This window comes from Citrobacter sp. Cf132, assembly GCF_030333885.1.
Taxonomy (GTDB): Bacteria; Pseudomonadota; Gammaproteobacteria; order Enterobacterales; family Enterobacteriaceae; genus Citrobacter; species Citrobacter freundii.
In genome coordinates this window covers 59,014-82,246 of sequence record NZ_JAOWFA010000069.1, presented here as the reverse complement: position 1 = coordinate 82,246, position 23,233 = coordinate 59,014, and the positions used below count along the sequence as shown (strand labels likewise).

General features: G+C 51.5%; 24 protein-coding genes and 1 tRNA gene (1 of these 25 cut by a window edge). 16 read left to right on the top strand and 9 right to left on the bottom strand.

Annotation, left to right across the window (positions count from 1 at the left end; translation table 11 throughout):
- Positions 1-53 precede the first annotated feature (53 nt).
- On the top strand, positions 54-233 hold the full coding sequence (locus OGV85_RS19675; RefSeq protein ID WP_003037253.1) for a GDFGVC terminal motif YodC-like protein: 180 nt from the start codon (positions 54-56) through the stop codon (positions 231-233).
- A gap of 36 nt (positions 234-269) precedes the next feature.
- Here OGV85_RS19675 and stpA read toward each other — a convergent pair whose 3' ends face one another.
- Positions 270-671: a DNA-binding protein StpA gene (gene stpA / locus OGV85_RS19670; protein WP_003037256.1), complete on the bottom strand. Its 402-nt coding sequence runs from the start codon at positions 669-671 to the stop codon at positions 270-272.
- Between the two features lie 557 nt (positions 672-1,228).
- On the opposite strand from stpA, the gene alaE reads away from it, so the two are divergent.
- A complete protein-coding gene (gene alaE, locus OGV85_RS19665) occupies positions 1,229-1,678 on the top strand; it encodes an L-alanine exporter AlaE (RefSeq protein WP_003037259.1) in 450 nt (149 codons plus the stop codon).
- A gap of 36 nt (positions 1,679-1,714) precedes the next feature.
- On the opposite strand, the gene OGV85_RS19660 is transcribed toward alaE, so the two are convergent.
- Both OGV85_RS19660 and pdxR read right to left on the bottom strand, forming a co-directional pair.
- Positions 1,715-2,065, bottom strand: a complete 351-nt coding sequence (locus tag OGV85_RS19660; RefSeq protein ID WP_044699663.1) for a DUF2002 family protein — start codon at positions 2,063-2,065, stop codon at positions 1,715-1,717.
- A 248-nt stretch (positions 2,066-2,313) separates the two neighbouring features.
- The gene (gene pdxR / locus OGV85_RS19655) at positions 2,314-3,648 is read right to left on the bottom strand and encodes a MocR-like pyridoxine biosynthesis transcription factor PdxR (RefSeq protein ID WP_003037264.1); all 1,335 of its coding nucleotides are present in this window, start codon (positions 3,646-3,648) and stop codon (positions 2,314-2,316) included.
- Positions 3,649-3,738: 90 nt separating this feature from the next.
- Here pdxR and OGV85_RS19650 point away from each other — a divergent pair, with 90 nt between their 5' ends.
- The 14 genes from OGV85_RS19650 to emrB all read left to right on the top strand — a co-directional run bounded on the left by OGV85_RS19650 (position 3,739) and on the right by emrB (position 17,907).
- Positions 3,739-4,170, top strand: a complete 432-nt coding sequence (locus OGV85_RS19650; protein ID WP_003037267.1) for a carboxymuconolactone decarboxylase family protein — start codon at positions 3,739-3,741, stop codon at positions 4,168-4,170.
- A gap of 279 nt (positions 4,171-4,449) precedes the next feature.
- Positions 4,450-4,695 carry a glutaredoxin-like protein NrdH gene (nrdH, locus tag OGV85_RS19645; protein WP_003846033.1) on the top strand — a complete coding sequence of 82 codons (246 nt, stop codon included), beginning with the start codon at positions 4,450-4,452 and terminating at the stop codon, positions 4,693-4,695.
- Positions 4,692-5,102 (top strand): class Ib ribonucleoside-diphosphate reductase assembly flavoprotein NrdI, encoded by a 411-nt coding sequence (gene nrdI / locus OGV85_RS19640; protein WP_061547633.1) that lies wholly within the window; start codon positions 4,692-4,694, stop codon positions 5,100-5,102. Before nrdH ends, nrdI begins: the two co-directional genes overlap by 4 nt.
- The gene (gene nrdE / locus OGV85_RS19635) at positions 5,075-7,219 is read left to right on the top strand and encodes a class 1b ribonucleoside-diphosphate reductase subunit alpha (RefSeq protein ID WP_061547634.1); all 2,145 of its coding nucleotides are present in this window, start codon (positions 5,075-5,077) and stop codon (positions 7,217-7,219) included. Before nrdI ends, nrdE begins: the two co-directional genes overlap by 28 nt.
- Positions 7,220-7,229: 10 nt before the next feature.
- The gene (gene nrdF / locus OGV85_RS19630; protein WP_061547635.1) at positions 7,230-8,189 is read left to right on the top strand and encodes a class 1b ribonucleoside-diphosphate reductase subunit beta; all 960 of its coding nucleotides are present in this window, start codon (positions 7,230-7,232) and stop codon (positions 8,187-8,189) included.
- A gap of 354 nt (positions 8,190-8,543) precedes the next feature.
- Entirely contained in the window at positions 8,544-9,746 is a 1,203-nt protein-coding gene (proV, locus tag OGV85_RS19625; protein ID WP_003037282.1) for a glycine betaine/L-proline ABC transporter ATP-binding protein ProV, read from the top strand.
- Positions 9,739-10,803 carry a glycine betaine/L-proline ABC transporter permease ProW gene (gene proW / locus OGV85_RS19620; RefSeq protein WP_003037285.1) on the top strand — a complete coding sequence of 355 codons (1,065 nt, stop codon included), beginning with the start codon at positions 9,739-9,741 and terminating at the stop codon, positions 10,801-10,803. The genes proV and proW overlap by 8 nt, the downstream gene beginning before the upstream one ends.
- A gap of 68 nt (positions 10,804-10,871) precedes the next feature.
- Positions 10,872-11,867, top strand: a complete 996-nt coding sequence (gene proX / locus OGV85_RS19615) for a glycine betaine/L-proline ABC transporter substrate-binding protein ProX (protein ID WP_003037288.1) — start codon at positions 10,872-10,874, stop codon at positions 11,865-11,867.
- A 191-nt stretch (positions 11,868-12,058) separates the two neighbouring features.
- On the top strand, positions 12,059-13,243 hold the full coding sequence (locus OGV85_RS19610; RefSeq protein WP_003037289.1) for an MFS transporter: 1,185 nt from the start codon (positions 12,059-12,061) through the stop codon (positions 13,241-13,243).
- A 122-nt stretch (positions 13,244-13,365) separates the two neighbouring features.
- Positions 13,366-14,103, top strand: coding sequence for an AzlC family ABC transporter permease (locus OGV85_RS19605; RefSeq protein ID WP_003839672.1), 738 nt, complete (start codon positions 13,366-13,368; stop codon positions 14,101-14,103).
- Positions 14,093-14,428: an L-valine transporter subunit YgaH gene (gene ygaH / locus OGV85_RS19600; RefSeq protein WP_061547636.1), complete on the top strand. Its 336-nt coding sequence runs from the start codon at positions 14,093-14,095 to the stop codon at positions 14,426-14,428. The genes OGV85_RS19605 and ygaH overlap by 11 nt, the downstream gene beginning before the upstream one ends.
- 90 nt (positions 14,429-14,518) lie before the next feature.
- Positions 14,519-15,049 (top strand): multidrug efflux transporter EmrAB transcriptional repressor EmrR, encoded by a 531-nt coding sequence (gene emrR / locus OGV85_RS19595; RefSeq protein ID WP_003037300.1) that lies wholly within the window; start codon positions 14,519-14,521, stop codon positions 15,047-15,049.
- A gap of 130 nt (positions 15,050-15,179) precedes the next feature.
- Entirely contained in the window at positions 15,180-16,352 is a 1,173-nt protein-coding gene (gene emrA / locus OGV85_RS19590; RefSeq protein WP_061547637.1) for a multidrug efflux MFS transporter periplasmic adaptor subunit EmrA, read from the top strand.
- A gap of 16 nt (positions 16,353-16,368) precedes the next feature.
- Positions 16,369-17,907, top strand: coding sequence for a multidrug efflux MFS transporter permease subunit EmrB (emrB, locus tag OGV85_RS19585; protein ID WP_003037306.1), 1,539 nt, complete (start codon positions 16,369-16,371; stop codon positions 17,905-17,907).
- Positions 17,908-17,955: 48 nt separating this feature from the next.
- Here the strand turns inward: emrB and OGV85_RS19580 are convergent, their stop codons facing one another.
- The 6 genes from OGV85_RS19580 to OGV85_RS19555 form a co-directional block, all read right to left on the bottom strand.
- Complete coding sequence (locus OGV85_RS19580; protein WP_048218484.1) at positions 17,956-19,323, bottom strand: carbohydrate porin; 1,368 nt, start codon at positions 19,321-19,323, stop codon at positions 17,956-17,958.
- Between the two features lie 345 nt (positions 19,324-19,668).
- Positions 19,669-20,184: an S-ribosylhomocysteine lyase gene (gene luxS, locus OGV85_RS19575; protein WP_003037312.1), complete on the bottom strand. Its 516-nt coding sequence runs from the start codon at positions 20,182-20,184 to the stop codon at positions 19,669-19,671.
- Positions 20,185-20,333: 149 nt separating this feature from the next.
- Positions 20,334-21,890, bottom strand: a complete 1,557-nt coding sequence (gshA, locus tag OGV85_RS19570; RefSeq protein WP_003037314.1) for a glutamate--cysteine ligase — start codon at positions 21,888-21,890, stop codon at positions 20,334-20,336.
- Positions 21,891-21,967: 77 nt separating this feature from the next.
- The gene (locus OGV85_RS19565; RefSeq protein WP_003037317.1) at positions 21,968-22,396 is read right to left on the bottom strand and encodes a YqaA family protein; all 429 of its coding nucleotides are present in this window, start codon (positions 22,394-22,396) and stop codon (positions 21,968-21,970) included.
- On the bottom strand, positions 22,393-22,959 hold the full coding sequence (gene yqaB / locus OGV85_RS19560; protein WP_003037319.1) for a fructose-1-phosphate/6-phosphogluconate phosphatase: 567 nt from the start codon (positions 22,957-22,959) through the stop codon (positions 22,393-22,395). Before yqaB ends, OGV85_RS19565 begins: the two co-directional genes overlap by 4 nt.
- 247 nt (positions 22,960-23,206) lie before the next feature.
- Positions 23,207-23,233, bottom strand: a tRNA-Arg gene (locus OGV85_RS19555) (it continues 153 nt past the right edge of the window).

Sequence of the window (23,233 nt, the reverse complement as noted above, 5' to 3'; positions counted from 1 at the left end):
ACGTGATCTATGGTGAGTTCTGCGATAAATGATAAATAAAGGAGCGCAACAATATGTTTAAACCTGGCGATCTGGTTCAACCGCGTATGGGCGGTCCAAAACTGAAGGTTGTTGAAGTCAATGACGATCAAATTGTGGCGGTACAAGCCAGTAATGAAAACGGTGATAAATTCACGCTGAAAGCAGCTGATGTCACGCGATATACCGAAGAGGGTGATTTCGGCGTTTGCTGAAAATAAGCGGTGAGGATCTCCTCACCGCCTTCGTAATTAGATCAAAAAGTCATCAAGAGATTTACCGGCAGCCAGCGCCTGGGCAATTGGCTTCGGTGTGCGACCTTGCCCGGTCCATGTTTTCGTTTCACCATTGAGATCGATAAAACGATATTTCGCCGGGCGCGGTTGGCGTTTTTTAACTGAACGTGTCGTAGCCGGTGTTATGCTCAGCAGCTCCTCCGGGCTAATCCCGTCTGCCTGCATCTGCGCCAGCAAGGCATTAATTTTTGCCTGCTGTTCTGCGCGTTGGCGCTGTAGCTGTTCTTCTTCATCGCGCCGTTCTTTGGTCACTACCCTGAATTTTTCAAGCATATCTTCCAGTACATCAACGGAAAATTCACGAGCCATTGCACGCAGCGAGCGGATATTATTTAAGTTTTTTAACATTGAACTCATATTAACAAAACCTCTTTAACGTAAAACATAAAAACGGTATTACGCTAAATATTGTATGCAACTGATTATTATATTTCCAGTCTAATTTATTCGCAGATCATTAAACAAATAGCCAACTCTGATATTTATAGCATCCATTCTGCTATCGCTCAGACAATATATTCTATTACCCTGATTGCAGCTTTGAATATACCTGCAAGGTATCTCAGTGCGTCACTTAAGAAACAGGCCACGGCATCGCGTGGAACCAACGAGTATACATATTGCACATCAGTCAACATTCAGAAAAGGAGCGCAAAAAATTCAGAAAAACAAGCAAAAATAACTCTTTGATCTAAAAGAATTTTAATTAACACAGCAACGAAAACACCAAAACGAACAAAAAACAAACCATTGCAGAGCATTTTATCGACAAAAAGGCAATAAATAAAAATTTTAAGCTAGTTGCTAGTTATTATCCAGGCAGATATCCTATTAAAACGCGAAAGCAGCAAGACAAATCACTAGCAGTTAAGGTATTCAGAACCTTTTTCCCCCTTTTTACAAGGAGCATTAACATGTTCTCTCCGCAGTCACGCTTGCGTCATGCAGTAGCAGACACGTTCGCGATGGTTGTTTATTGTTCTGTCGTGAACATGTTGATCGAAATATTCCTTTCTGGAATGAGCTTCGAACAGTCGCTGTATTCCAGATTAGTCGCTATCCCTGTCAACATACTGATCGCGTGGCCATACGGCATGTACCGTGATTTGTTCATGCGCGCGGCGCGTAAAGCCACGCAGGCAGGATGGGCAAAAAATCTGGCGGATGTACTGGCTTATGTCACCTTCCAGTCGCCGGTGTATGTGATTATTCTGCTGACGGTTGGTGCAGACTGGCACCAGATTACGGCTGCAGTAAGTTCGAACATCGTGGTGTCAATGCTGATGGGCGCTGTCTATGGCTACTTTCTTGATTATTGCCGCCGCTTGTTTAAGGTCAGCAGCTATCATCAGGCTAAAGCCTGACACGCTTCTTTGCGACTGGCACTGCCAGTCGCGTTATTAGTTAGAATTAACGTCGCCAAACAACCCGCTCAGATAACGCTCCAGCGCAATACGCGAGCTAAAGCCATGCGGAATACCATAATGCTCATGAGTATCTCCGGCTAAATACAGCGGGAATTGCTGGTAATGATCGCAGGTTTTAATATCCGTCGCTGGTTCTGCCAGCGAAGAGCTGCGCTCTTTTAGCGTGGGATGGATAATTAATGCGGTACGTCCCATGCGTGCTTCACGGTTAACGTACACATAATTTTCGCCACGACGATAGCCGTACGTTTTCTGCGTCACTACATCAACGGTAAAGCCCACTTTTTCAAGTACGCGCGCCACCTCATCAGGTCGTAAATACATATTATTTTCCTCGTTATCTTTTACTGCGGGCTTACCTTACCTGATTCAGCATTAGCAACGCTTTCAGAAAAGTCCATAAACGGGTGGCGATGGTGGGACGCATATCGTAAGAACCTTATATACCCTAAATAATTCGAGTGGCAGGAAGGCGGCAAGGGAGCTAATCCCCAGGAGCTTACTAAAGTAAGTGACTGGGGTGAACGAACGCAGCCAACGCACATGCAACTTGAAGTATGACGGGTATAGATTTATGTCAGCGCCATCCGCAGTTGGTACGCCGCCTGTTGCGCCATTTCCGCCGAGCTGATATTGGTAAATGACAGCAATATTCCCCCCTTTCCTTCTGACGTTATTCGCCAGCGGCTTAACGCCTGAACAGCTAACCCGGCCTGATTCGCTTTGCGCACCAGCGCAATATCATCTCCGTCCACACTCATCACCAGTTGAATCCCACCTTCCTGAGGAATGACGCTAAATCCTTGTTCGGTCAGGGCGTTTTCCATCCATTGTCGTCGTTCGGCATAATGTTGTCGCATACGTTTTAAGTGTCGCCAGAAGTGACCGTCTCGCATAAAATCCGCCAGCGTTTGCTGCCATAGAACCGGAACGCTACAGGCCGTTAGCGCCGCTTGTTGGCGAAAGTGTTCAACCTGGGTCAGGGGCACCACCAGCCATGCCGTACGCAAAGCCGGAAACATCGATTTGCTGAACGTTCCGGCATAAATCACCCGCTGGGGCGCATCCAGACTTTTTAGCGGCGGCAACGGCTTACCGTGGTAACGAAATTCACTGTCATAATCATCTTCGATTACCCACGCCTGCGCACGAGTCGCCCACTCCAGCAACTGGTGGCGACGGTCTAAAGACAGTGCTACCCCCAGTGGGCTTTGATGTGCGGGAGTGAGCAGTACAAAACGCGCCTGCGGGTAGTCGCGGATCCCGGCGCTGACATCCAGACCATCGGCATCCACCGCTACCGGCTTCAACTCAATGCGTTCTTGAGCCACCACAGGCCGAATCAGCGGAAAGCCGGGATCTTCGACCCACATTCCCTCTCCGGGATGCGCCAGAGCGCGCAGGATTAACGTCATTGATGCCGCATAGCCTGAAGTGATAAAAATCTGCTCTGGCTGGCATTCAATGCTGCGTGAGACCCGCAGGTAATCCACAATCGCCTGACGTAACGCCCGCTCGCCACACACATCGCCCACCGCCAGATCAAAACGCGTTTGGGTGCGTAAACGCCGTCCCATCACCCGCGCCCAGACTTCGCGCGGAAAAAGATCGAGTGCGGGTAATCCCATCTGAAAAGTTTGCGGTCTGGGATTTTCTCCGGCAAAAATGGCAGGAGAAGCAGGTGCCCTTTCTGGTCGCAGTTGCTCACTGACAAACGTTCCTGCCTGTCCACGCCGCGCGAGCCAGCCCTGCGCCACCAGCTCTGCATAGGCATTTTCAACCGTCGAGCGTGATACTCCCAGCTCCTGGGCCCAGGTCCGACTGGAGGGCAATCTGGTACCGGGCTTGAGTTCACCTTTCTCAATTGCGTTTTTTAACTGACGGGCGATTTGCTGATAGCGCGGCATTTATGGTCTGCTTTTTTGGCAACAATATGGCTCTCTGTAGCAGTCCATTATAGTGCTACATTGCGGGTCATCCAAACGAGGAGAAATACCATGACCATGTTACGCCAGCCCTATTATGAACTCAGCCCTGAAATCTATAACGCTCTGGTTCAGGCAAGCAAAGCGCTGGAGAACTGCGCGCTGGAACCTACGCTGACGGAACTGATTTACCTGCGGGTCTCGCAAATCAACGGCTGCGCCTTTTGTCTGGAAATGCACAGTAAAGCACTGCGCAAATCCGGAGTTGCGCAGGCCAAACTGGATGCGCTGGCAGGCTGGCGGGTGAGTCACCACTTCAGCGAGCAGGAACGTGCGGCGCTGGCGTGGGCCGAATCGGTCACTCAAATTGCCACTAGTCACGCCGAAGATGACGTTTATCTGCCGCTGCTCGACCATTTCAGCGCGAAAGAGATTAGCGACCTGACATTTGCCATTAGCCTGATGAACTGCTTTAACCGCCTGGCGGTGGGGATGCGCATGTGATTCTGCGCTTCCGGATGGCGGCATAAACGCCTTATCCGGCCTGGGAAGTGCTTTCCTGTAGGCCGGATTAGACGCGACGCGCGCCATCCGGCAACCTGCGATGGTACATATCACTTCCCCTGCCATGCCCATAACCCAGCCCATCATCAATCTAAAATTCCCATATCTTGTATGGTTGAATCTTTTTAAAACTACATCTAGTATCTTTCCTATCAGGACACACACAACCCGACGCCCTCTATCGCGCCGATCTTTTATTTTTAAATGGAAATACGAATCATGCGTATTATTATTTACACTCGCAATAACTGTGTTCAGTGCCATGCCACCAAACGGGCAATGGAAAGCCGTGGTTTTGACTTTGAGATGGTAAACGTCGATTTACAGCCCGATTTGGCTGATAACCTGCGCGATCAAGGGTTTCGCCAGTTACCGGTCGTAGTCGCGGGTGAAACCAGTTGGTCAGGGTTTCGCCCGGACATGATCAACCGTCTGCATCCGGAACACCGTGTGGTCAGCGCATGAGTCAGCTCGTCTACTTCTCCAGCAGCTCCGAAAATACGCACCGCTTTATGCAGCGTCTGGGGCTGCCTGCCATCCGCATTCCGCTTAACGAACGCGAGCCGATCCGGGTAGACGAACCTTACATATTAATCGTGCCGTCCTACGGCGGCGGCGGCACTGCTGGCGCGGTCCTAAGACAGGTGATCCGCTTTTTAAACGATACGCACAACCGGGCGTTAATCCGTGGAGTGATCGCCTCCGGCAATCGTAATTTTGGTGACGCCTACGGTCGCGCGGGTGATGTCATCTCACAAAAATGCGGCGTGCCGTGGCTCTATCGCTTTGAGCTGATGGGCACCCAAAGCGATATCGACAACGTTCGAAAAGGAGTGAGCGAATTTTGGCAACGACAACCGCAGAACGTGTAATGCAGCCAACGCTGGATTATCACGCCCTGAACGCCATGCTGAATCTGTATGATAAAGCCGGGCGCATTCAGTTCGACAAAGACCATCAGGCGGTGGAGGCCTTCTTTGCCGCACACGTCCGCCCCAACTCGGTGGCGTTTGCCAGCCAGCAGGAGCGCCTGGAAACGTTGGTGGATGAAGGCTATTACGATGCCAGCGTGTTAGCCCGCTACGATCGCGCGTTCGTGCTGAAGCTATTCGCCCACGCCCACGCCAGCGGATTCCGTTTCCAGACGTTCCTCGGCGCTTGGAAGTTCTACACCAGCTATACGTTGAAAACGTTCGACGGTAAGCGCTATCTCGAAGACTTTGAGGATCGGGTAACGATGGTGGCACTCACGCTGGCGCAGGGCGATGAAGCACTCGCGATGCAACTGACCGATGAAATGCTCTCCGGGCGCTTTCAGCCCGCCACGCCAACCTTTTTAAACTGCGGTAAACAGCAACGCGGCGAGCTGGTCTCCTGCTTCCTGTTGCGTATTGAAGACAACATGGAGTCTATTGGTCGGGCGGTCAACTCCGCACTTCAGCTCTCCAAACGCGGCGGCGGCGTGGCATTTTTGCTCTCCAACCTGCGCGAGTCAGGTGCGCCCATTAAACGCATTGAGAACCAGTCCTCTGGGGTGATCCCGGTAATGAAAATGCTGGAAGATGCGTTTTCTTATGCGAATCAACTCGGGGCACGTCAGGGCGCAGGCGCGGTGTATCTGCACGCACACCATCCGGATATTTTACGTTTTCTCGATACCAAGCGCGAAAACGCCGACGAGAAAATCCGCATCAAAACGCTCTCGCTTGGCGTGGTGATCCCCGACGTCACCTTCCGGCTAGCGAAAGAAAATGCCCGGATGGCACTGTTCTCACCGTATGACGTGGAACGGATTTACGGCAAACCGTTCGGTGATATCGCCGTGAGTGAGCGGTATGACGAACTGGTGGCCGACGAACGCGTGCGCAAAAAATACATTAACGCCCGCGAATTCTTCCAGCGGTTGGCCGAGATCCAGTTTGAGTCTGGTTATCCTTACATCATGTTTGAAGATACGGTGAATCGCGCCAATCCGATTGCCGGTCGGATCAATATGAGCAACCTGTGCTCGGAGATTTTGCAAGTTAACAGTGCCTCCACCTACGATGAAAATCTCAATTACGAGCAGATCGGGCACGATATCTCCTGCAATCTCGGCTCCTTGAACATTGCCCATACCATGGATTCACCCGATTTTGGTCGTACCGTGGAAACGGCGGTTCGCGGCTTAACCGCCGTTTCGGACATGAGCCACATCCGCAGCGTGCCTTCGATCGACGCCGGGAACAGCGCGTCGCACGCGATTGGTCTTGGGCAGATGAATCTGCACGGGTATCTGGCGCGGGAAGGGATCGCCTACGGGTCGCCGGAAGGGCTGGATTTCACCAATCTCTATTTCTACACCATCACATGGCATGCGCTGAATACGTCAATGAAGATCGCTCGCGAGCGGGGTCAAACCTTTGCCGGATTCAAACAGTCACGCTACGCCAGCGGCGAGTATTTTAACCAGTATCTGCAGGGCGACTGGCAGCCAAAAACCGACAAGGTCCGCACACTGTTTGCTGTCAGAGGCATTACGCTACCGACGCGCGAGATGTGGTCACAGCTGCGTAAAGATGTGATGCGCTACGGCATTTATAATCAGAATTTACAGGCGGTTCCGCCCACCGGTTCTATCTCCTACATCAACCATGCCACGTCAAGCATTCACCCGATCGTGTCGAAAGTGGAGATTCGCAAAGAGGGCAAAACCGGGCGCGTTTACTACCCTGCCCCGTTTATGACCAATGAGAATCTGGCCTTGTATCAGGATGCCTACGAGATCGGTCCACAAAAAATCATTGATACCTACGCTGAAGCAACGCGACATGTCGATCAGGGGCTTTCACTGACGCTCTTTTTCCCCGATACCGCCACCACGCGCGATATCAACAAAGCGCAGATTTACGCCTGGCGTAAGGGCATCAAATCCTTGTACTACATCCGACTACGCCAACTGGCGCTGGAAGGCACCGAAATCGAAGGCTGCGTGTCATGCGCGCTGTAAGGAGGAGAAAATGACATTATCCCGCGTGAGCGCCATCAACTGGAACAAGATTGAGGATGATAAAGATCTTGAGGTATGGAACCGTCTGACCAGTAACTTCTGGCTCCCGGAAAAGGTCCCGCTCTCCAATGACATTCCGGCCTGGCAAACGTTGAACGCAGCCGAACAGCAGCTAACAATCCGCGTTTTTACCGGGCTGACGCTGCTCGACACCATTCAGAATGTTGCCGGAGCACCAGCGTTAATGACTGATTCGTTAACACCGCATGAAGAGGCGGTGCTGTCGAATATCAGCTTTATGGAGGCGGTGCACGCCCGTTCCTATAGCTCTATTTTCTCCACCCTTTGCCAGACCAAAGATGTGGATGCAGCTTACGCCTGGAGTGAAGAAAATACCCCACTCCAGCGCAAGGCGCAGATCGTTTTGGCGCATTACGCCAGCGACAAACCGTTGAAGAAAAAAATAGCCAGCGTGTTTCTGGAATCCTTCCTGTTCTATTCTGGCTTCTGGTTACCGATGTATTTCTCCAGTCGCGGTAAACTGACCAATACCGCCGATCTCATTCGTCTGATCATTCGTGATGAAGCGGTTCATGGGTATTACATTGGTTATAAATATCAAAAAGGTCTGGAGCATATTTCCGAATCAGCACGCGAAGAGTTAAAGCATTTTGCCTTTGACCTGTTGATGGAATTGTATGATAACGAAGCGCGTTATACGGAAGAATTGTATGCAGAGACCGGCTGGGTGGATGACGTCAAAGCCTTCCTTTGTTACAACGCCAATAAGGCATTAATGAATTTGGGATATGAGGCGCTATTTCCGCCTGAAATGGCGGAGGTTAACCCGGCAATCCTTGCCGCGCTGTCGCCCAACGCTGACGAAAACCACGATTTCTTCTCGGGTTCCGGTTCATCCTATGTGATGGGAAAAGCGGTCGAAACCGAAGATGACGACTGGAATTTCTAGCACTCATTTTCACGGGAAATACCGTACATTTTTCGCGGAAATATTTTAACAGGATCACACTTTTGTCGTGCAAATATAATTGTGTGATCTACACTCAATATCAGCCGCATTATTCGCCTGCATTCCAGCAATTCAGGCGATTTTTCATTGCCATTTACAAAAAATATTAAGCCGCTCACATTCGCGCTCAGCCCTTATATCATGGGAAGTCCCGCCACCTGGCCTTTGGCAATATTCATGCCACAACCAAATTCAGGGTTGTCTCAGATTCTCAGTATGTTAGGGTAGAAAAAGGTCACTATTTCCATCAGGTAATATATCGATATAAACAAATAACAGGAATCATTCTATTGCATGGCAATTAAATTAGAAGTTAAAAATCTCTATAAGATATTTGGAGAACATCCCCAGAGAGCCTTCAAATATATTGAAAAAGGACTTTCAAAAGAGCAGATTCTGGATAAAACGGGGCTATCGCTTGGCGTTAAGAACGCCAGTCTGGCCATTGAAGAAGGCGAGATATTTGTCATCATGGGATTATCCGGTTCGGGTAAATCCACAATGGTACGCCTTCTCAATCGCCTGATTGAACCCACCCGCGGGCAGGTATTGATTGACGGCGTAGACATCGCCCGGATATCCGATGCTGAGCTTCGCGAGGTGCGCAGAAAAAAGATTGCGATGGTGTTCCAGTCCTTTGCCCTGATGCCGCACATGACGGTGCTGGACAATACGGCATTCGGCATGGAATTAGCCGGTGTTGGTGCGGATGAACGTCGTGAAAAAGCGTTAGATGCGCTACGTCAGGTTGGTCTGGAGAATTATGCTCACGGATACCCGGATGAACTTTCCGGGGGTATGCGCCAGCGTGTAGGCCTCGCCCGCGCATTAGCCATTAACCCTGATATCTTATTAATGGATGAGGCCTTCTCAGCCCTCGATCCATTAATTCGTACTGAGATGCAGGATGAACTGGTAAAACTACAGGCGAAGCATCAACGCACCGTGGTCTTTATATCGCATGATCTCGACGAAGCTATGCGTATTGGCGACAGAATTGCCATTATGCAAAACGGTGAAGTGGTCCAGGTCGGCACGCCGGATGAAATCCTGAATAATCCAGCCAATGATTATGTACGCACCTTCTTCCGCGGCGTTGATATTAGCCAGGTCTTCAGTGCGAAAGATATTTCACGCCGTAGCCCCGAAGGTTTAATTCGTAAAACGCCCGGGGTGGGCCCACGTTCGGCGCTGCAATTATTGCAGGACAAAGATCGCGAATATGGTTACGTGATCGAACGCGGCAATAAATTCGTTGGCGTTGTTTCAATCGACTCCTTAAAAACAGCGTTAAGTCAGGCGCAAGGTATTGAAGCGGCATTGATCGATGAGCCGTTAGCCGTAGATGCACAAACTCCTCTCAGCGAGTTGCTTTCTCATGTCGGCCAGGCCCCGTGCGCGGTGCCGGTTGTTGATGAGGAACAGCAGTATGTGGGCGTCATTTCAAAACGCATGCTGTTACAGGCTTTAGATCGTGAGGGGGTAAACAATGGCTGATCAAACTAATCCGTGGGATACCACACCAGCGGCCGACAGCGCCGCACAAACTGCCGATGCCTGGAGCACGCCATCCGGTGCGCCCACTGATGGCGGTGGCGCGGACTGGCTGACCAGCGCCCCCGCGCCGGCACCAGAGCATTTCAATATTATGGATCCGTTCCATAAAACGCTGATCCCGCTGGACAGCTGGGTCACAGAGGGGATCGACTGGGTCGTTACCCATTTCCGTCCGGTCTTCCAGGGCATTCGTGTCCCGGTGGATTACATTCTCAACGGTTTTCAGCAGCTGCTGTTAGGTATGCCAGCCCCGGTGGCGATTATCCTGTTCGCGCTGATTGCCTGGCAGATTTCCGGCGTTGGGATGGGCGTTGCTACGCTGATTTCCTTGATTGCCATCGGTGCCATCGGCGCGTGGTCGCAGGCCATGATAACCCTGGCGCTGGTGTTGACCGCGTTGCTGTTCTGCGTGGTGATCGGTCTGCCGATGGGGATCTGGTTGGCGCGCAGTCCACGGGCCGCAAAAATTGTTCGCCCGCTGCTGGACGCCATGCAAACCACACCCGCGTTTGTCTATCTGGTGCCGATTGTCATGTTGTTCGGTATTGGTAACGTCCCGGGCGTAGTGGTGACGATTATCTTCGCCCTGCCGCCAATCGTACGTCTGACGATTCTGGGGATTAACCAGGTTCCAGCCGATCTGATTGAAGCCTCGCGCTCGTTTGGTGCCAGCCCACGTCAGATGCTGTTTAAAGTGCAGCTCCCGCTGGCAATGCCCACCATTATGGCCGGGGTTAACCAGACGCTGATGCTGGCGCTCTCAATGGTCGTCATCGCGTCGATGATTGCCGTGGGCGGGCTGGGTCAGATGGTTCTGCGCGGAATTGGTCGTCTGGATATGGGGCTTGCCACCGTCGGCGGAGTTGGGATTGTGATCCTCGCCATCATTCTGGATCGCCTGACGCAGGCCGTTGGTCGCGATTCGCGTAGCCGTGGCAACCGTCGCTGGTACACCACTGGTCCCGTTGGGCTTATCACTCGCCCTTTCACGAAGTAATTCACCCGTTGCCCGGTGGCGCATTGCTTACCGGGCCTACACGTCCCTCCAATAATTAAGGAACAACGATGCGACAGAAAGCAATTATTGCCACAGCGTTTGCCACCCTTGTCTCCACCAGCACTTTCGCTGCCGACCTGCCGGGCAAAGGCATTACCGTACAGCCAATCCAGAGCACTATCTCTGAAGAATCCTTCCAGACGCAGTTAGTCGCCCGTGCGCTGGAGAAACTGGGTTACACCGTTAACAAAACCAGCGAAGTTGACTACAACGTCGGCTATACCTCCATTGCCTCTGGCGATGCAACTTTTACCGCCGTGAACTGGCAGCCGCTGCATGATGATATGTACGCCGCGGCGGGCGGAGACAAAAAGTTTTATCGCGAGGGGGTATTCGTTACGGGTGCCGCACAGGGTTATCTGATCGACAAAAAAACCGCTGAGCAGTACAAAATCACCAATATCGCCCAGTTAAAAGATCCGAAGATCGCCAAAATCTTTGACACCAACGGTGACGGAAAAGCCGATATGATGGGCTGTTCACCGGGCTGGGGTTGTGAAGCAGTAATCAACCACCAGAACAAAGCTTTCGATTTGGAAAAAACCGTCGAAGTCAGCCACGGTAACTATGCAGCGATGATGGCTGACACCATTACCCGCTTCAAAGAAGGTAAACCCATTCTTTACTACACCTGGACACCGTACTGGGTCAGCGACGTAATGAAGCCGGGTAAAGATGTGGTCTGGCTGCAGGTGCCGTTCTCTTCCCTGCCAGGCGAGCAGAAAGATATTGATACCAAGCTGCCAAACGGCGCCAACTACGGCTTCCCGGTGAACACGATGCATATTGTCGCCAATAAAGCCTGGGCGGAAAAAAACCCGGCTGCGGCGAAACTGTTTGCCATCATGAAGCTGCCGCTGGCGGATATCAACGCGCAAAACGCAATGATGCACGACGGGAAAGCGTCTGAAGCCGACGTGCAGGGTCACGTTGACGGCTGGATCAAAGCCCACCAGCAGCAGTTTGACGGCTGGGTGAACGAAGCGCTGGCCGCGCAGAAATAACCCACTCGCAGGCCTGATGAGCGTAGCGTCATCAGGCACAATAACCATACCAATGCCGGATGGTGGCGCGATGCGCCTTATCCGGCCTATCCACCCTCCTCCAATCGCACAATCCATCACTCAACAAATCAGCAACATTTAATCACTTCCGTTATGATTGTTTTCTGCAATCCATTATTCAGTTGAAAACCATGACGAAAACAACTCAGGGACTTAGCCCTTCGCTAATCCTGTTAATGTCTATCGCCACCGGCCTCGCCGTCGCCAGTAACTATTATGCGCAGCCGCTGCTCGACACCATCGCGCGCAACTTTTCGCTCTCTGCCAGTACCGCAGGGTTTATCGTCACCTCGGCCCAGCTCGGCTACGCCGCCGGCCTGCTGTTCTTAGTGCCGCTCGGCGATATGTTTGAACGCCGGATGCTGATTGTCTCCATGACGCTGTTAGCTGCTGGTGGCATGCTGATCACCGCCAGCAGCCAGTCGCTGGGTATGCTGATCCTCGGTACTGCCCTGACCGGGCTGTTCTCGGTAGTGGCACAGATTTTGGTTCCGCTGGCGGCAACGCTTGCCACACCGGACAAGCGCGGTAAGGTCGTCGGCACGATTATGAGCGGCCTGCTGCTAGGTATTCTACTGGCGCGCACCGTGGCGGGATTACTGGCGAATCTTGGCGGCTGGCGCACCGTATTTTGGGTCGCATCAGTATTAATGGCGCTGATGGCGGTTGCACTGTGGCGCGGCCTGCCGAAGATGAAATCCGATACCCATCTCAACTATCCGCAGCTGTTAGGCTCCGTATTCAGCCTGTTTATTCACGATAAATTGCTGCGTACCCGCGCGATGCTGGGCTGCCTGACTTTTGCCAATTTCAGTATTCTGTGGACCTCGATGGCGTTTTTGCTCGCCGCGCCGCCGTTTAACTATTCGGAAGGAATGATTGGTCTGTTCGGTCTGGCGGGTGCCGCAGGGGCGTTAGGCGCACGTCCGGCGGGCGGTTTTGCCGATAAAGGTAAATCCCACCTGACCACAACTATGGGGCTGCTATTACTGCTGCTCTCCTGGCTTGCTATTTGGTTTGGGCACGCTTCAGTCCCCATGCTGATTATCGGTATTCTGGTGTTGGACCTCACCGTTCAGGGAGTGCACATCACCAACCAGACGGTTATCTATCGCATTCATCCTGACGCGCGTAATCGCCTGACAGCCGGATACATGACCAGCTATTTTATTGGCGGAGCGGCAGGTTCGCTGATTTCAGCCTCTGCCTGGCAGCATGCCGGGTGGGCTGGCGTTTGTCTGGCAGGTACGACCGTTGCCATACTCAACCTGTTGGTCTGGTGGCGAGGTTTTCACCGTCAGGAAGCCGTAAATTAAGCGTATAACGCATGTTTACCGCTGATTGGGCTCCACAGGGTGTTAAGGAGCCCATCAGTCTGCTAAGGTTATAACTCATTGAACCAAGTTATATTAATTTCGGTAATGAAACCTATAACCCTATGGAAAGCCCTGTACCCCAGTCTGAATCCAGTTCGGCAACGTTAACGGAAGGATTCAAAGACAGCCTGCCAATTGTTATCAGCTACATTCCGGTCGCTTTTGCATTTGGTCTCAATGCCACTCGCCTTGGCTTTACGCCGGTTGAAAGCGTCTTTTTCTCCTGCATTATCTATGCGGGAGCCAGCCAGTTTGTCATTACCACCATGCTCGCCGCAGGCAGTTCGCTGTGGGTCGCCGCGCTGACCGTCATGGCCATGGATGTCCGTCATGTTTTGTACGGCCCTTCCCTGCGTAGTCGGATCGCCCAGCGACTGAGTAAACCCAAAAGCGCGCTGTGGGCTTTTGGCCTTACCGATGAAGTCTTTGCCGCTGCAACGGCGAAACTGGTACGGGATAACCGGCGCTGGAGTGAAAACTGGATGATCGGCATTGCGCTATGCTCCTGGGCCTCCTGGGTGTTTGGTACGGTGCTCGGCGCGTTTTCCGGCAGTGGTTTACTCAAAGATTACCCGGCGGTTGAAGCGGCACTGGGCTTCATGCTCCCGGCGCTGTTTATGAGCTTCCTGCTCGCGTCATTCCAACGAAAACAGGCGCTTTGCGTGACTGCGGCCCTCGCCGGGGCGCTGGCTGGCGTCATGCTGTTTTCCATCCCTGCCGCTATCCTTGCAGGTATTGTCTGTGGATGCCTGACGGCGCTCATCCAGTCATTTTGGCAAGGAGGTCCTGATGAGCTATGAAGTTCTGCTACTTGGCCTGTTGGCGGGCTGCGTAAATTACTGTTTTCGCTATTTGCCGCTCCGTCTTGGGGTCGGCAATGTTCGCCCGACGAAGCGCGGCGCGACGGGCATATTACTCGACACTATTGGCATTACATCAATTTGCGCCCTGCTGGTGGTGTCTACCGCGCCAGAAGTGATGCACGACGCTCGTCGGTTCGTGCCTACTCTGGTGGGGTTTGTCATACTGGGTGCAAGCTTCTATAAGACCCGCAGCATCATCATTCCAACGTTACTGAGTGCTCTGGGCTATGGATTAGCCTGGAAAATGCTGGTTGTCTTATAGATAAAAACAATCATTTTAAATTAATAATACATTTACTTTATTTGTCACTGTCGTTACTATATCGGCTGAAATTAATGAGGTTATACCCAAATGGATAGTTCGTTTACGCCCATTGAACAAATGCTAAAATTTCGCGCCAGCCGCTACGAAGAGTTCCCTTATCAGGAAGTGCTTCTGACTCGTCTATGCATGCACATGCAGGGCAAGCTGCTGGAAAATCGCAATAAGATGCTGAAAGCTCAAGGGATTAACGAGACGTTGTTTATGGCGTTGATTACGCTGGAGTCTCAGGAAAACCACAGTATTCAGCCTTCTGAACTGAGTTGTGCGCTTGGCTCGTCACGTACTAACGCTACCCGCATCGCGGATGAGTTAGAAAAACGTGGCTGGATCGAACGTCGCGAAAGCGATAACGATCGCCGCTGTCTGCATCTGCAATTGACCGAGAAAGGCCATGCATTTTTGCAAGAGGTGTTACCGCCTCAGCATAATTGCCTGCACCAGCTCTGGTCGTCTCTTAGCACCACCGAAAAAGATCAGCTTGAGCAAATTACCCGTAAACTTCTGACCCGTCTTGATCAGATGGAGCAGGATGGCGCGGTGTTAGAAGCGCTGCGCTAAGGCGTTGACTCGCTCAGAAATCCAGATTTATAAATGAAAAAACCGACAGGCCAGCACGCATACTGCTGGCCTGTCTGATAAACAGGTCGGCTCAGCCGATGTGAATAAAAAGAAGATCGTGGAGAACAACATGAGCGCAAATGCGGAGACTCAAACCCCGCAGCAACCGGTCAAGAAGAATGGCAAACGTAAAAGTCTGCTTCTCCTTCTGACCTTGCTCTTTATTATCATTGCCGTGGCATATGGGATTTATTGGTTTTTAGTACTGCGTCATTACGAAGATACAGACGATGCGTACGTGGCAGGGAACCAGGTTCAAATCATGGCGCAGGTATCAGGCAGCGTGACGAAAGTCTGGGCTGATAACACTGACTTTGTAAAACAAGGCGATGTGCTGGTCACCCTCGACCAGACAGATGCCAAACAGGCATTTGAAAAAGCCAAAACTGCGCTGGCCTCCAGCGTGCGTCAGACGCACCAGTTGATGATCAACAGCAAGCAGTTACAGGCCAACATTGAAGTGCAGAAAACAGCTCTGGCGCAGGCACAAAGCGATTTTAATCGCCGAGTCCCGCTGGGCAACGCCAACCTGATTGGCCGCGAAGAGCTGCAACATGCGCGTGATGCCGTCGCCAGCGCTCAGGCTCAGCTTGATGTCGCAATCCAACAATATAATGCTAACCAGGCAATGATTCTCGGCAGCAAGCTGGAAGATCAACCCGCCGTACAACAGGCCGCCACCGAAGTGCGCGATGCCTGGCTGGCGCTGGAACGTACCAGAATTGTCAGCCCAATGACCGGTTATGTATCCCGTCGCGCCGTACAGCCTGGTGCGCAGATTAGCCCAACCACGCCGTTAATGGCGGTTGTTCCGGCCACCAACCTGTGGGTGGATGCCAACTTCAAAGAAACACAGCTCGCCCACATTCGTATTGGTCAACCCGCGACGGTTGTCAGCGATATTTATGGCGATGACGTGAAATATACCGGTAAAGTTGTCGGCCTCGATATGGGAACGGGCAGCGCCTTCTCCCTGCTGCCAGCACAAAACGCAACCGGGAACTGGATCAAAGTCGTCCAGCGTCTGCCGGTGCGTATCGAACTGGATGCGCAGAAACTGGCACAGCATCCTCTGCGGATCGGTTTGTCTACGCTGGTTACAGTCGATACCTCCAATCGTGACGGACAAATTCTGGCAAGCCAGGTCCGCACCACGCCGGTATCAGAAAGTAATGCACGTGAAATCGACCTTGCTCCGGTCAATAAGATGATCGAAGAGATCGTGCGGGCCAACGCGGGCTAATTCAAAGGTGCGTGTGATGCAACAGCAAAAACCGCTGGAAGGCGCGCAGCTCGTCATAATGACGATCGCGCTGTCCCTGGCGACATTCATGCAGGTGCTGGACTCCACCATTGCTAACGTGGCGATCCCCACTATCGCCGGGAACCTCGGCTCTTCACTGAGCCAGGGAACCTGGGTGATCACCTCATTCGGGGTGGCGAACGCTATCTCTATTCCGATCACCGGCTGGCTGGCAAAACGCTTTGGCGAAGTAAGACTCTTTATGTGGTCAACTATCGCCTTCGTCATTGCGTCATGGGCATGCGGGATGTCCACCAGCCTGAACATGCTGATTTTCTTCCGCGTAATCCAGGGTATTGTCGCCGGTCCATTAATTCCGCTGTCACAGAGCCTGTTGCTGAATAACTATCCACCCGCCAAGCGTTCCATCGCCCTCGCGCTATGGTCGATGACGGTGATTGTTGCCCCGATATGTGGTCCTATTCTGGGGGGCTATATCAGCGACAACTATCACTGGGGCTGGATATTTTTTATCAACGTGCCAATCGGGGCTGCGGTGGTATTGATGACCCTGCAAACCCTGCGCGGTCGGGAAACCAAAACCGAGCAGCGGCGCATTGACGCCATTGGTCTGGCACTGCTGGTCATCGGTATCGGCAGTTTGCAGATTATGCTCGACCGCGGCAAAGAGCTGGACTGGTTCGCCTCGCAGGAGATTATCATCCTGACGGTGGTCGCCGTGGTTGCTATCAGCTTCCTGATCGTCTGGGAGCTTACCGACGAGCACCCCATTGTCGATCTCTCGCTGTTTAAATCGCGTAACTTTACCATCGGCTGCCTGTGTATTAGCCTGGCCTATATGCTCTACTTCGGTGCCATCGTCTTGCTGCCGCAGCTGTTGCAGGAGGTATACGGCTATACGGCAACCTGGGCTGGTCTGGCGTCCGCACCGGTAGGGATTATTCCGGTGATCCTGTCGCCAATTATCGGCCGCTTCGCGCACAAGCTGGATATGCGTCGGCTGGTGACGTTCAGTTTTATTATGTACGCCGTCTGTTTCTACTGGCGTGCGTGGACGTTCGAGCCGGGTATGGACTTTGGCGCATCGGCCTGGCCGCAGTTTATTCAGGGGTTCGCAGTAGCCTGCTTCTTTATGCCGCTGACGACCATTACGCTGTCCGGTTTACCGCCTGAGCGTCTGGCGGCTGCATCGAGCTTGTCTAACTTTACGCGAACGCTGGCCGGCTCTATTGGTACATCGATTACAACAACGATGTGGACTAACCGTGAGTCGCTGCACCATGCTCAGCTAACGGAATCTGTTAACCCCTACAACCCAAATGCACAGGCTATGTACGATAAGCTGCAGGATTTAGGGATGACGCACCAGCAGGCGTCAGGGTGGATAGCTCAGCAGATCACTAATCAGGGTCTGATTATTTCCGCCAACGAAATCTTCTGGATGTCGGCGGGGATCTTCCTGGTTTTGCTTGGTCTGGTGTGGTTCGCTAAACCGCCCTTCGGCGCGGGCGGCGGCGGCGGTGGAGCGCACTAACTATCTGATAAAAGGGATCTGCGGATCCCTTTTTTATTGTGGCCAGCATCAGAAATAATATTTGAATCTCAGGCGTCCGCCGTAACGAGCATCTTCGCTGTTGTCGCCATTGTTCGGATCGGCCTCAACCCATGAGGCATAAGCACCGAGATAGATATTAAAGTTTTTCATATCCATCACATTGGGGAATAAATATGAGGCATGAATAGTGTGAATGTCATAATTGCCGGGATCGGTGATCCAGCAATCGTTCTCACAAACGGCATCTATATTGGTAGCATTGAAGGCTTCGATTTTGTTATGCGCATAGATATAGCCCAGTTCGAATCGATGCCACAACGCGTTCACCCCAGCGGTAAAATCGGTCTCATCGGTCGCGTCCATATAAGCAGTATTCAGGTTAATCACCGCGCCGTCTTCCGCATCGGTTTTTTGTCCGTCCCAGGTCATGGTAAAACCATACCCCGTACGATCGGACTGATCGATCCACTTCCCGTTCTCATAATAGCCGTAGGCGTTGTTAACGACGTTACTTTCCATCGCCACTGCCGTCGAGAAACGCCCATTTTGCCAGGCGATCACCGGGCGCACGTAAGCCACGTTTTTATCATTGGTTAAGTCCATCCCGTGGTACTGCTTCTCGGTATAGAGCGTACTGCCATTTTCCATCAATGTATTCACTTCAAAATACCAGTTATCGATGGTTTTACTGATCAGGAAATTACCGCCGCTGTCGCTACGTCCACGCCCCTCTTTCATCATATAAATATAGCCATAGCCATCACTGTAAAGATCATTCGCCGTATTACCTGAATATTCAATAAACGTATCCTGATTCAGCGGGAACATATCGTACGCTTCAAAACGTCCGACCTTAATTTGCCAGTCTTTTTCCTGACCAAAAAAGAACACTGCATCATCGAGATTCATTTTTCCGGTCAGGTCTGCCAGCGGCTGAACTGAGAATCCGGCGAAATTACCGTTGTTCAGTCGTTGGTAGCCATCAAACCCTAATAGTAGACGCCCGTTGATATCCCAACGTTCATTCGTTCCTGGCGCCCAATCTTTATTTGCCGAAGTTCTGGTTGATGTCAGACTACCAGAGCGGCTTGCCGCATCCATATTAAACTCAACGTCGCCATAGAACTTGATATCGCTAAAACCGGATAGCGTTAACTTGGGTGGATTTTCCGTAGAGGCGGAGGGTTCAGCAGACTGTACTTGCACCGTCGGCGCTGCAGCTACCTGCTGCTGTCTCAGCGAGCGAATTTGCGATTCAGCATCTGCGGCTCGCTGTTCGGCATTAATCACGCGCTGCTCCAGTTCGACAAGACGCTGTTCAATAGCGGTATTTGCTGCCCAAAGGTTATGCGAAAAGCAAGCGCCGACCACAAGCGCTAAATATTTCACCTTCATTTTTTATCCCTAAAGTTTAATGTATACCAGATAAGATTTGATAAAAACCCCATCCACCAGCGATGAAAGAGTCTTTTTATTACCTGGATACCTGGCGTATTCCATTATGTTTTTCTATTAATTATTTATGTTTTTTGATTTATGTGATCGGTGTGGGCTGGCATCGTTAATTATCCATTATTTTCTGTTTACCAGATCACGTTTTATTATTTAATAGGTCACCCATTAATTAACTGAAATTATATTCCTGTCGTAAATATAATAGATATAGATTATATTACGAAATAAAAAACCCCGGACATAAACCGGGGTTAATTTAAATACTGGAACAGTTAATCAATAAGACTAAATATGCAGTTCCTGCAATTTCTCTTTCGGCAGCGCCAGCTCTTCATTGCTGTTCACGCGTACATCCCGCTCCAGAATATGACGCGCGATATCCTGTGCTTCGCTAAGAGAGTGCATCTGATACGTACCGCACTGGTAAACGTTCAGCTCCGGGATCTGGTTCTGATCCTGTACTTTCAGCACGTCCGCCATTGCCGCTTTCCACGCATCGGCAACACGCTGCTCGTCCGGCGTACCAATCAGGCTCATGTAGAAGCCGGTACGGCATCCCATCGGAGAGATATCAATAATCTCAACGCCATTACCGTTCAGGTGGTTACGCATAAAACCTGCAAACAGGTGCTCCAGCGTATGGATACCTTTCTCAGGCATGACTTCTTTGTTCGGAATGCAGAAACGCAGATCAAACACGGTGATTGCGTCGCCATGCGGGGTATTCATCGTTTTTGCAACCCGGACTGCGGGAGCTTCCATCCGGGTGTGATCGACAGTAAAACTATCTAACAACGGCATTTAGCCACCTCCGATAAATTTTTTAAAAATAATCTGAACTCTTTGTTCCGGGGCGAGTCTGAGTATATGAAAGACGCGCATTTGTTATCATCATCCCTGTTTTCAGAGATGAAATTTTGGCCACTCCCGAGTGGCCTTTTTCTTTTGTATCAAGCGTGCTTTTCCAGCCACACGCTAAACGGCTCAGTATCAGCCGCTTCTATCTCCTGCTGACGACGCTTCGAAGCCTCGGTTTCAGCAATAAATTCAGCTTCCTGCAATATTTCTAATGGCTCTTCACGCAGCAGATTTCGGTAAGCCTCACCCAGCGCTTTGCCCGTGCCGCCAATGCCTTCATCAATCATAGACCGTAGGATCCGGGCAGAGAAAGTCAGTTCAGGATTGTCAAAACAGACAACCAGTTCATCACAGACCTTCTGATACTCCTCTCCCCCATCGATGCTGTCCAGCGTTTGTGCCACACGTTTAAGATCGCGGAACAAATCTTTCCCAACCTTAGGCAGCGGGAACTGGGCTGTTTCACAGCCAATACCTAACGTCAGTCCAGGCTTACGCCCTTCGAGAATCACACGATTCCAGTTTTTACGCGTACACAGCAATTCATCACTGCTCATTTCCGGGGCATCGGCCAGCGCACACCAGACCATAAACAAATCGAGGAAGCGCACCTGCTGCTCGTCCACGCCGATCGGTGAGAACGGGTTGATATCCAGCGAGCGTACTTCGATGTACTCGATACCGCCACGCAGAAGCGCATCAGATGGTGTTTCACCACGACGAGTGACGCGTTTCGGACGAATAGGCGCATACAGCTCATTTTCAATCTGCAGAACGTTGCTGTTGATTTGCAGACGCTTACCGTCTTTCTCCAGACCGATCGCCGCGTACTCCTCGGAAGGAGTCTTAATCGCGCGCTTTAATCCTGCCACATACTCATGCAAATCGTTAAACGTAATTCCAAGATTGCTTTGCGACTTATTGGTATAGCCCAAATCACTCAGACGCAACGAGGTCGCGTACGGCAGGTAGTACATCCCGCAGTCGGTTTTTTCAAACGGCAGAGTTGTTGGTTTTCCTTGCAGGAATGAGGAACAAATGGCCGGAGAGGCGCCAAACAGATACGGGATCACCCAACCAAAACGGTAGTAGTTGCGGATCAGACGGAAGTAGCCCGCGGAGATCTTCTCTTTAGCATCTTCGCCTTCGGTTACGCCGCACTTCGCCTGCCAGAAAGCCATTGGCAGCGAGAAGTTGTAGTGTACGCCTGAGATTGTCTGCATCAACGCACCGTAACGGTTTTTAAGGCCTTCACGGTACAGCGTCTTCAGGCGACCGGTGTTCGACGTGCCGTACTGCGCCAGTTCGATATCCTGGCCTTCGGCAATATAGCAAGGCATGCTCAACGGCCACATACGCTCGTCGCCCAGGTTTCTGGCGGTATAACGATGCAGGTCGCGCATGAATGTGAGCATTTTCTCAATGTCATCGCCTGGCGGAGTGATAAATTCCAGCAGCGCTTCGGCAAAGTCAGTAGTTATCCATTTATGCGTTAGCGCTGAGCCTAACACCTCAGGATGGCCTGTCGTTGCTAATGACCCATCTGCATTAACACGCAGCGTTTCACGCTCCAGACCACGTTGAATCCCCTTTAACGCCTGAGGATGGTTTTCCAGCCAGGCCAGCGCCTGTGATACGTCCGGGATCAAATTGACCTCCCGCCTGTCAAAATCGTTTTAATTAGCATAATGGTATTGGTTACCCTGAAGGCTATCTCACAACACAATTAGTGCCACCACATAATGCCTTGCGTCGTAACCGCTGCGACAACAACATAGCGCAGCGCCTTGCCAAGGCATAAGAAAAAGAGAACTGGACCCCACGAGATGCGCATCCACCCGGCTAACAGGCACAATAAATCACCTACAACCGGCATCCAGCTTAATAATAGTGTGACAGCGCCATAGCGCTGCAGCCAGCCAGTGGCTTTTTCTTGCCAGCGCGATGTTTTACGCAAAGGAAAGAAACGCCCAAGGATAACGTTAGTTAACCCTCCAAGGCTATTACCCATTGTTGCTGTTAAGACTAAGACCCAGGGATGACTTATCCCGGAGACCAGCAAAGCAACTAAAACGACTTCAGAATTACCGGGTAATAGCGTGGCGCTGAGAAAACTGCTGGCAAACAGTGACAGGAGCGACAGTCCATCACTCACAATAACCGAACATCCACGGCGTCCATTCCCGCAGCGTGCGCCGCCTGTATTCCAAAATCGGCATCTTCAAACACGACGCAACGAGCCGGAATAACCCCCATACGTTCGGCACAAAGCAAAAACGTATCAGGAGCAGGTTTGTGGCGTTGTACGTGATCGGCTGCGACGACAGCATCAAAATAGCGACGCAGTCCAAGGTGAGCGAGCAGCGCTTCTGCAATTGCGCTTTCACTCCCCGTTCCTACCGCCATAGGCCGGCGACCATACCAGGCTTTCACGACGTCAACCAACGGTAGAGGCTGGACGCTATCCAGCAACATGCTTTTCACCTTGTCAGTTTTCTCGCGCGCTAAGGCATGGGGGTCAAGATCGGCATGATTCAATTCAATTACCGACTGGGCAATACGCCACGTTGGGGAGCCGTTGAGGGCGACCATGGCTTGTTCATCAAACCGCAGCCCATAATGCCCCAATACCTCATGCCACGCCTTACGGTGCGTTGGCTCAGTATCCAGGATGGTGCCATCCATATCAAAAATCAAACCCGCATAACGTTCGTACATCGTCTTCTCACAAGCCGAATGACCAGACGTTATTTTATCGTAATTGATTGATTTTGTCGCTGACAGCGAATTGAAGGGTGTTCAGAGAGTATGTGGAAATAATTTAAAGGGGGAGATGGTGCATCCGGGAGGATGACTCACTAGCGTTCGCCCTGCGGGCCGTTGCTGGAGCAACGTTATCCTTCCTGGTGCTCGCGATTATCTCGCAGACCATGAAACAACAGTTTTGCTGCTATCTCGGAGAAGATGGTGCATCCGGGAGGATTCGAACCTC

Excerpts from the sequence above, each read along its gene's own strand:
- OGV85_RS19650 (WP_003037267.1), top strand. The coding sequence starts at position 3,739 with ATGACCATGTTACGCCAGCCCTATTATGAACTCAGCCCTGAAATCTAT.
- proV (WP_003037282.1), top strand. The coding sequence starts at position 8,544 with ATGGCAATTAAATTAGAAGTTAAAAATCTCTATAAGATATTTGGAGAA.
- emrR (WP_003037300.1), top strand. The coding sequence starts at position 14,519 with ATGGATAGTTCGTTTACGCCCATTGAACAAATGCTAAAATTTCGCGCC.
- pdxR (WP_003037264.1), bottom strand. The coding sequence starts at position 3,648 with ATGCCGCGCTATCAGCAAATCGCCCGTCAGTTAAAAAACGCAATTGAG.
- nrdH (WP_003846033.1), top strand. The coding sequence starts at position 4,450 with ATGCGTATTATTATTTACACTCGCAATAACTGTGTTCAGTGCCATGCC.
- alaE (WP_003037259.1), top strand. The coding sequence starts at position 1,229 with ATGTTCTCTCCGCAGTCACGCTTGCGTCATGCAGTAGCAGACACGTTC.
- OGV85_RS19580 (WP_048218484.1), bottom strand. The coding sequence starts at position 19,323 with ATGAAGGTGAAATATTTAGCGCTTGTGGTCGGCGCTTGCTTTTCGCAT.
- luxS (WP_003037312.1), bottom strand. The coding sequence starts at position 20,184 with ATGCCGTTGTTAGATAGTTTTACTGTCGATCACACCCGGATGGAAGCT.
- OGV85_RS19610 (WP_003037289.1), top strand. The coding sequence starts at position 12,059 with ATGACGAAAACAACTCAGGGACTTAGCCCTTCGCTAATCCTGTTAATG.
- OGV85_RS19605 (WP_003839672.1), top strand. The coding sequence starts at position 13,366 with ATGGAAAGCCCTGTACCCCAGTCTGAATCCAGTTCGGCAACGTTAACG.
- OGV85_RS19660 (WP_044699663.1), bottom strand. The coding sequence starts at position 2,065 with ATGTATTTACGACCTGATGAGGTGGCGCGCGTACTTGAAAAAGTGGGC.
- stpA (WP_003037256.1), bottom strand. The coding sequence starts at position 671 with ATGAGTTCAATGTTAAAAAACTTAAATAATATCCGCTCGCTGCGTGCA.
- nrdF (WP_061547635.1), top strand. The coding sequence starts at position 7,230 with ATGACATTATCCCGCGTGAGCGCCATCAACTGGAACAAGATTGAGGAT.
- emrB (WP_003037306.1), top strand. The coding sequence starts at position 16,369 with ATGCAACAGCAAAAACCGCTGGAAGGCGCGCAGCTCGTCATAATGACG.
- ygaH (WP_061547636.1), top strand. The coding sequence starts at position 14,093 with ATGAGCTATGAAGTTCTGCTACTTGGCCTGTTGGCGGGCTGCGTAAAT.
- yqaB (WP_003037319.1), bottom strand. The coding sequence starts at position 22,959 with ATGTACGAACGTTATGCGGGTTTGATTTTTGATATGGATGGCACCATC.
- proW (WP_003037285.1), top strand. The coding sequence starts at position 9,739 with ATGGCTGATCAAACTAATCCGTGGGATACCACACCAGCGGCCGACAGC.
- nrdI (WP_061547633.1), top strand. The coding sequence starts at position 4,692 with ATGAGTCAGCTCGTCTACTTCTCCAGCAGCTCCGAAAATACGCACCGC.
- proX (WP_003037288.1), top strand. The coding sequence starts at position 10,872 with ATGCGACAGAAAGCAATTATTGCCACAGCGTTTGCCACCCTTGTCTCC.
- emrA (WP_061547637.1), top strand. The coding sequence starts at position 15,180 with ATGAGCGCAAATGCGGAGACTCAAACCCCGCAGCAACCGGTCAAGAAG.
- OGV85_RS19675 (WP_003037253.1), top strand. The coding sequence starts at position 54 with ATGTTTAAACCTGGCGATCTGGTTCAACCGCGTATGGGCGGTCCAAAA.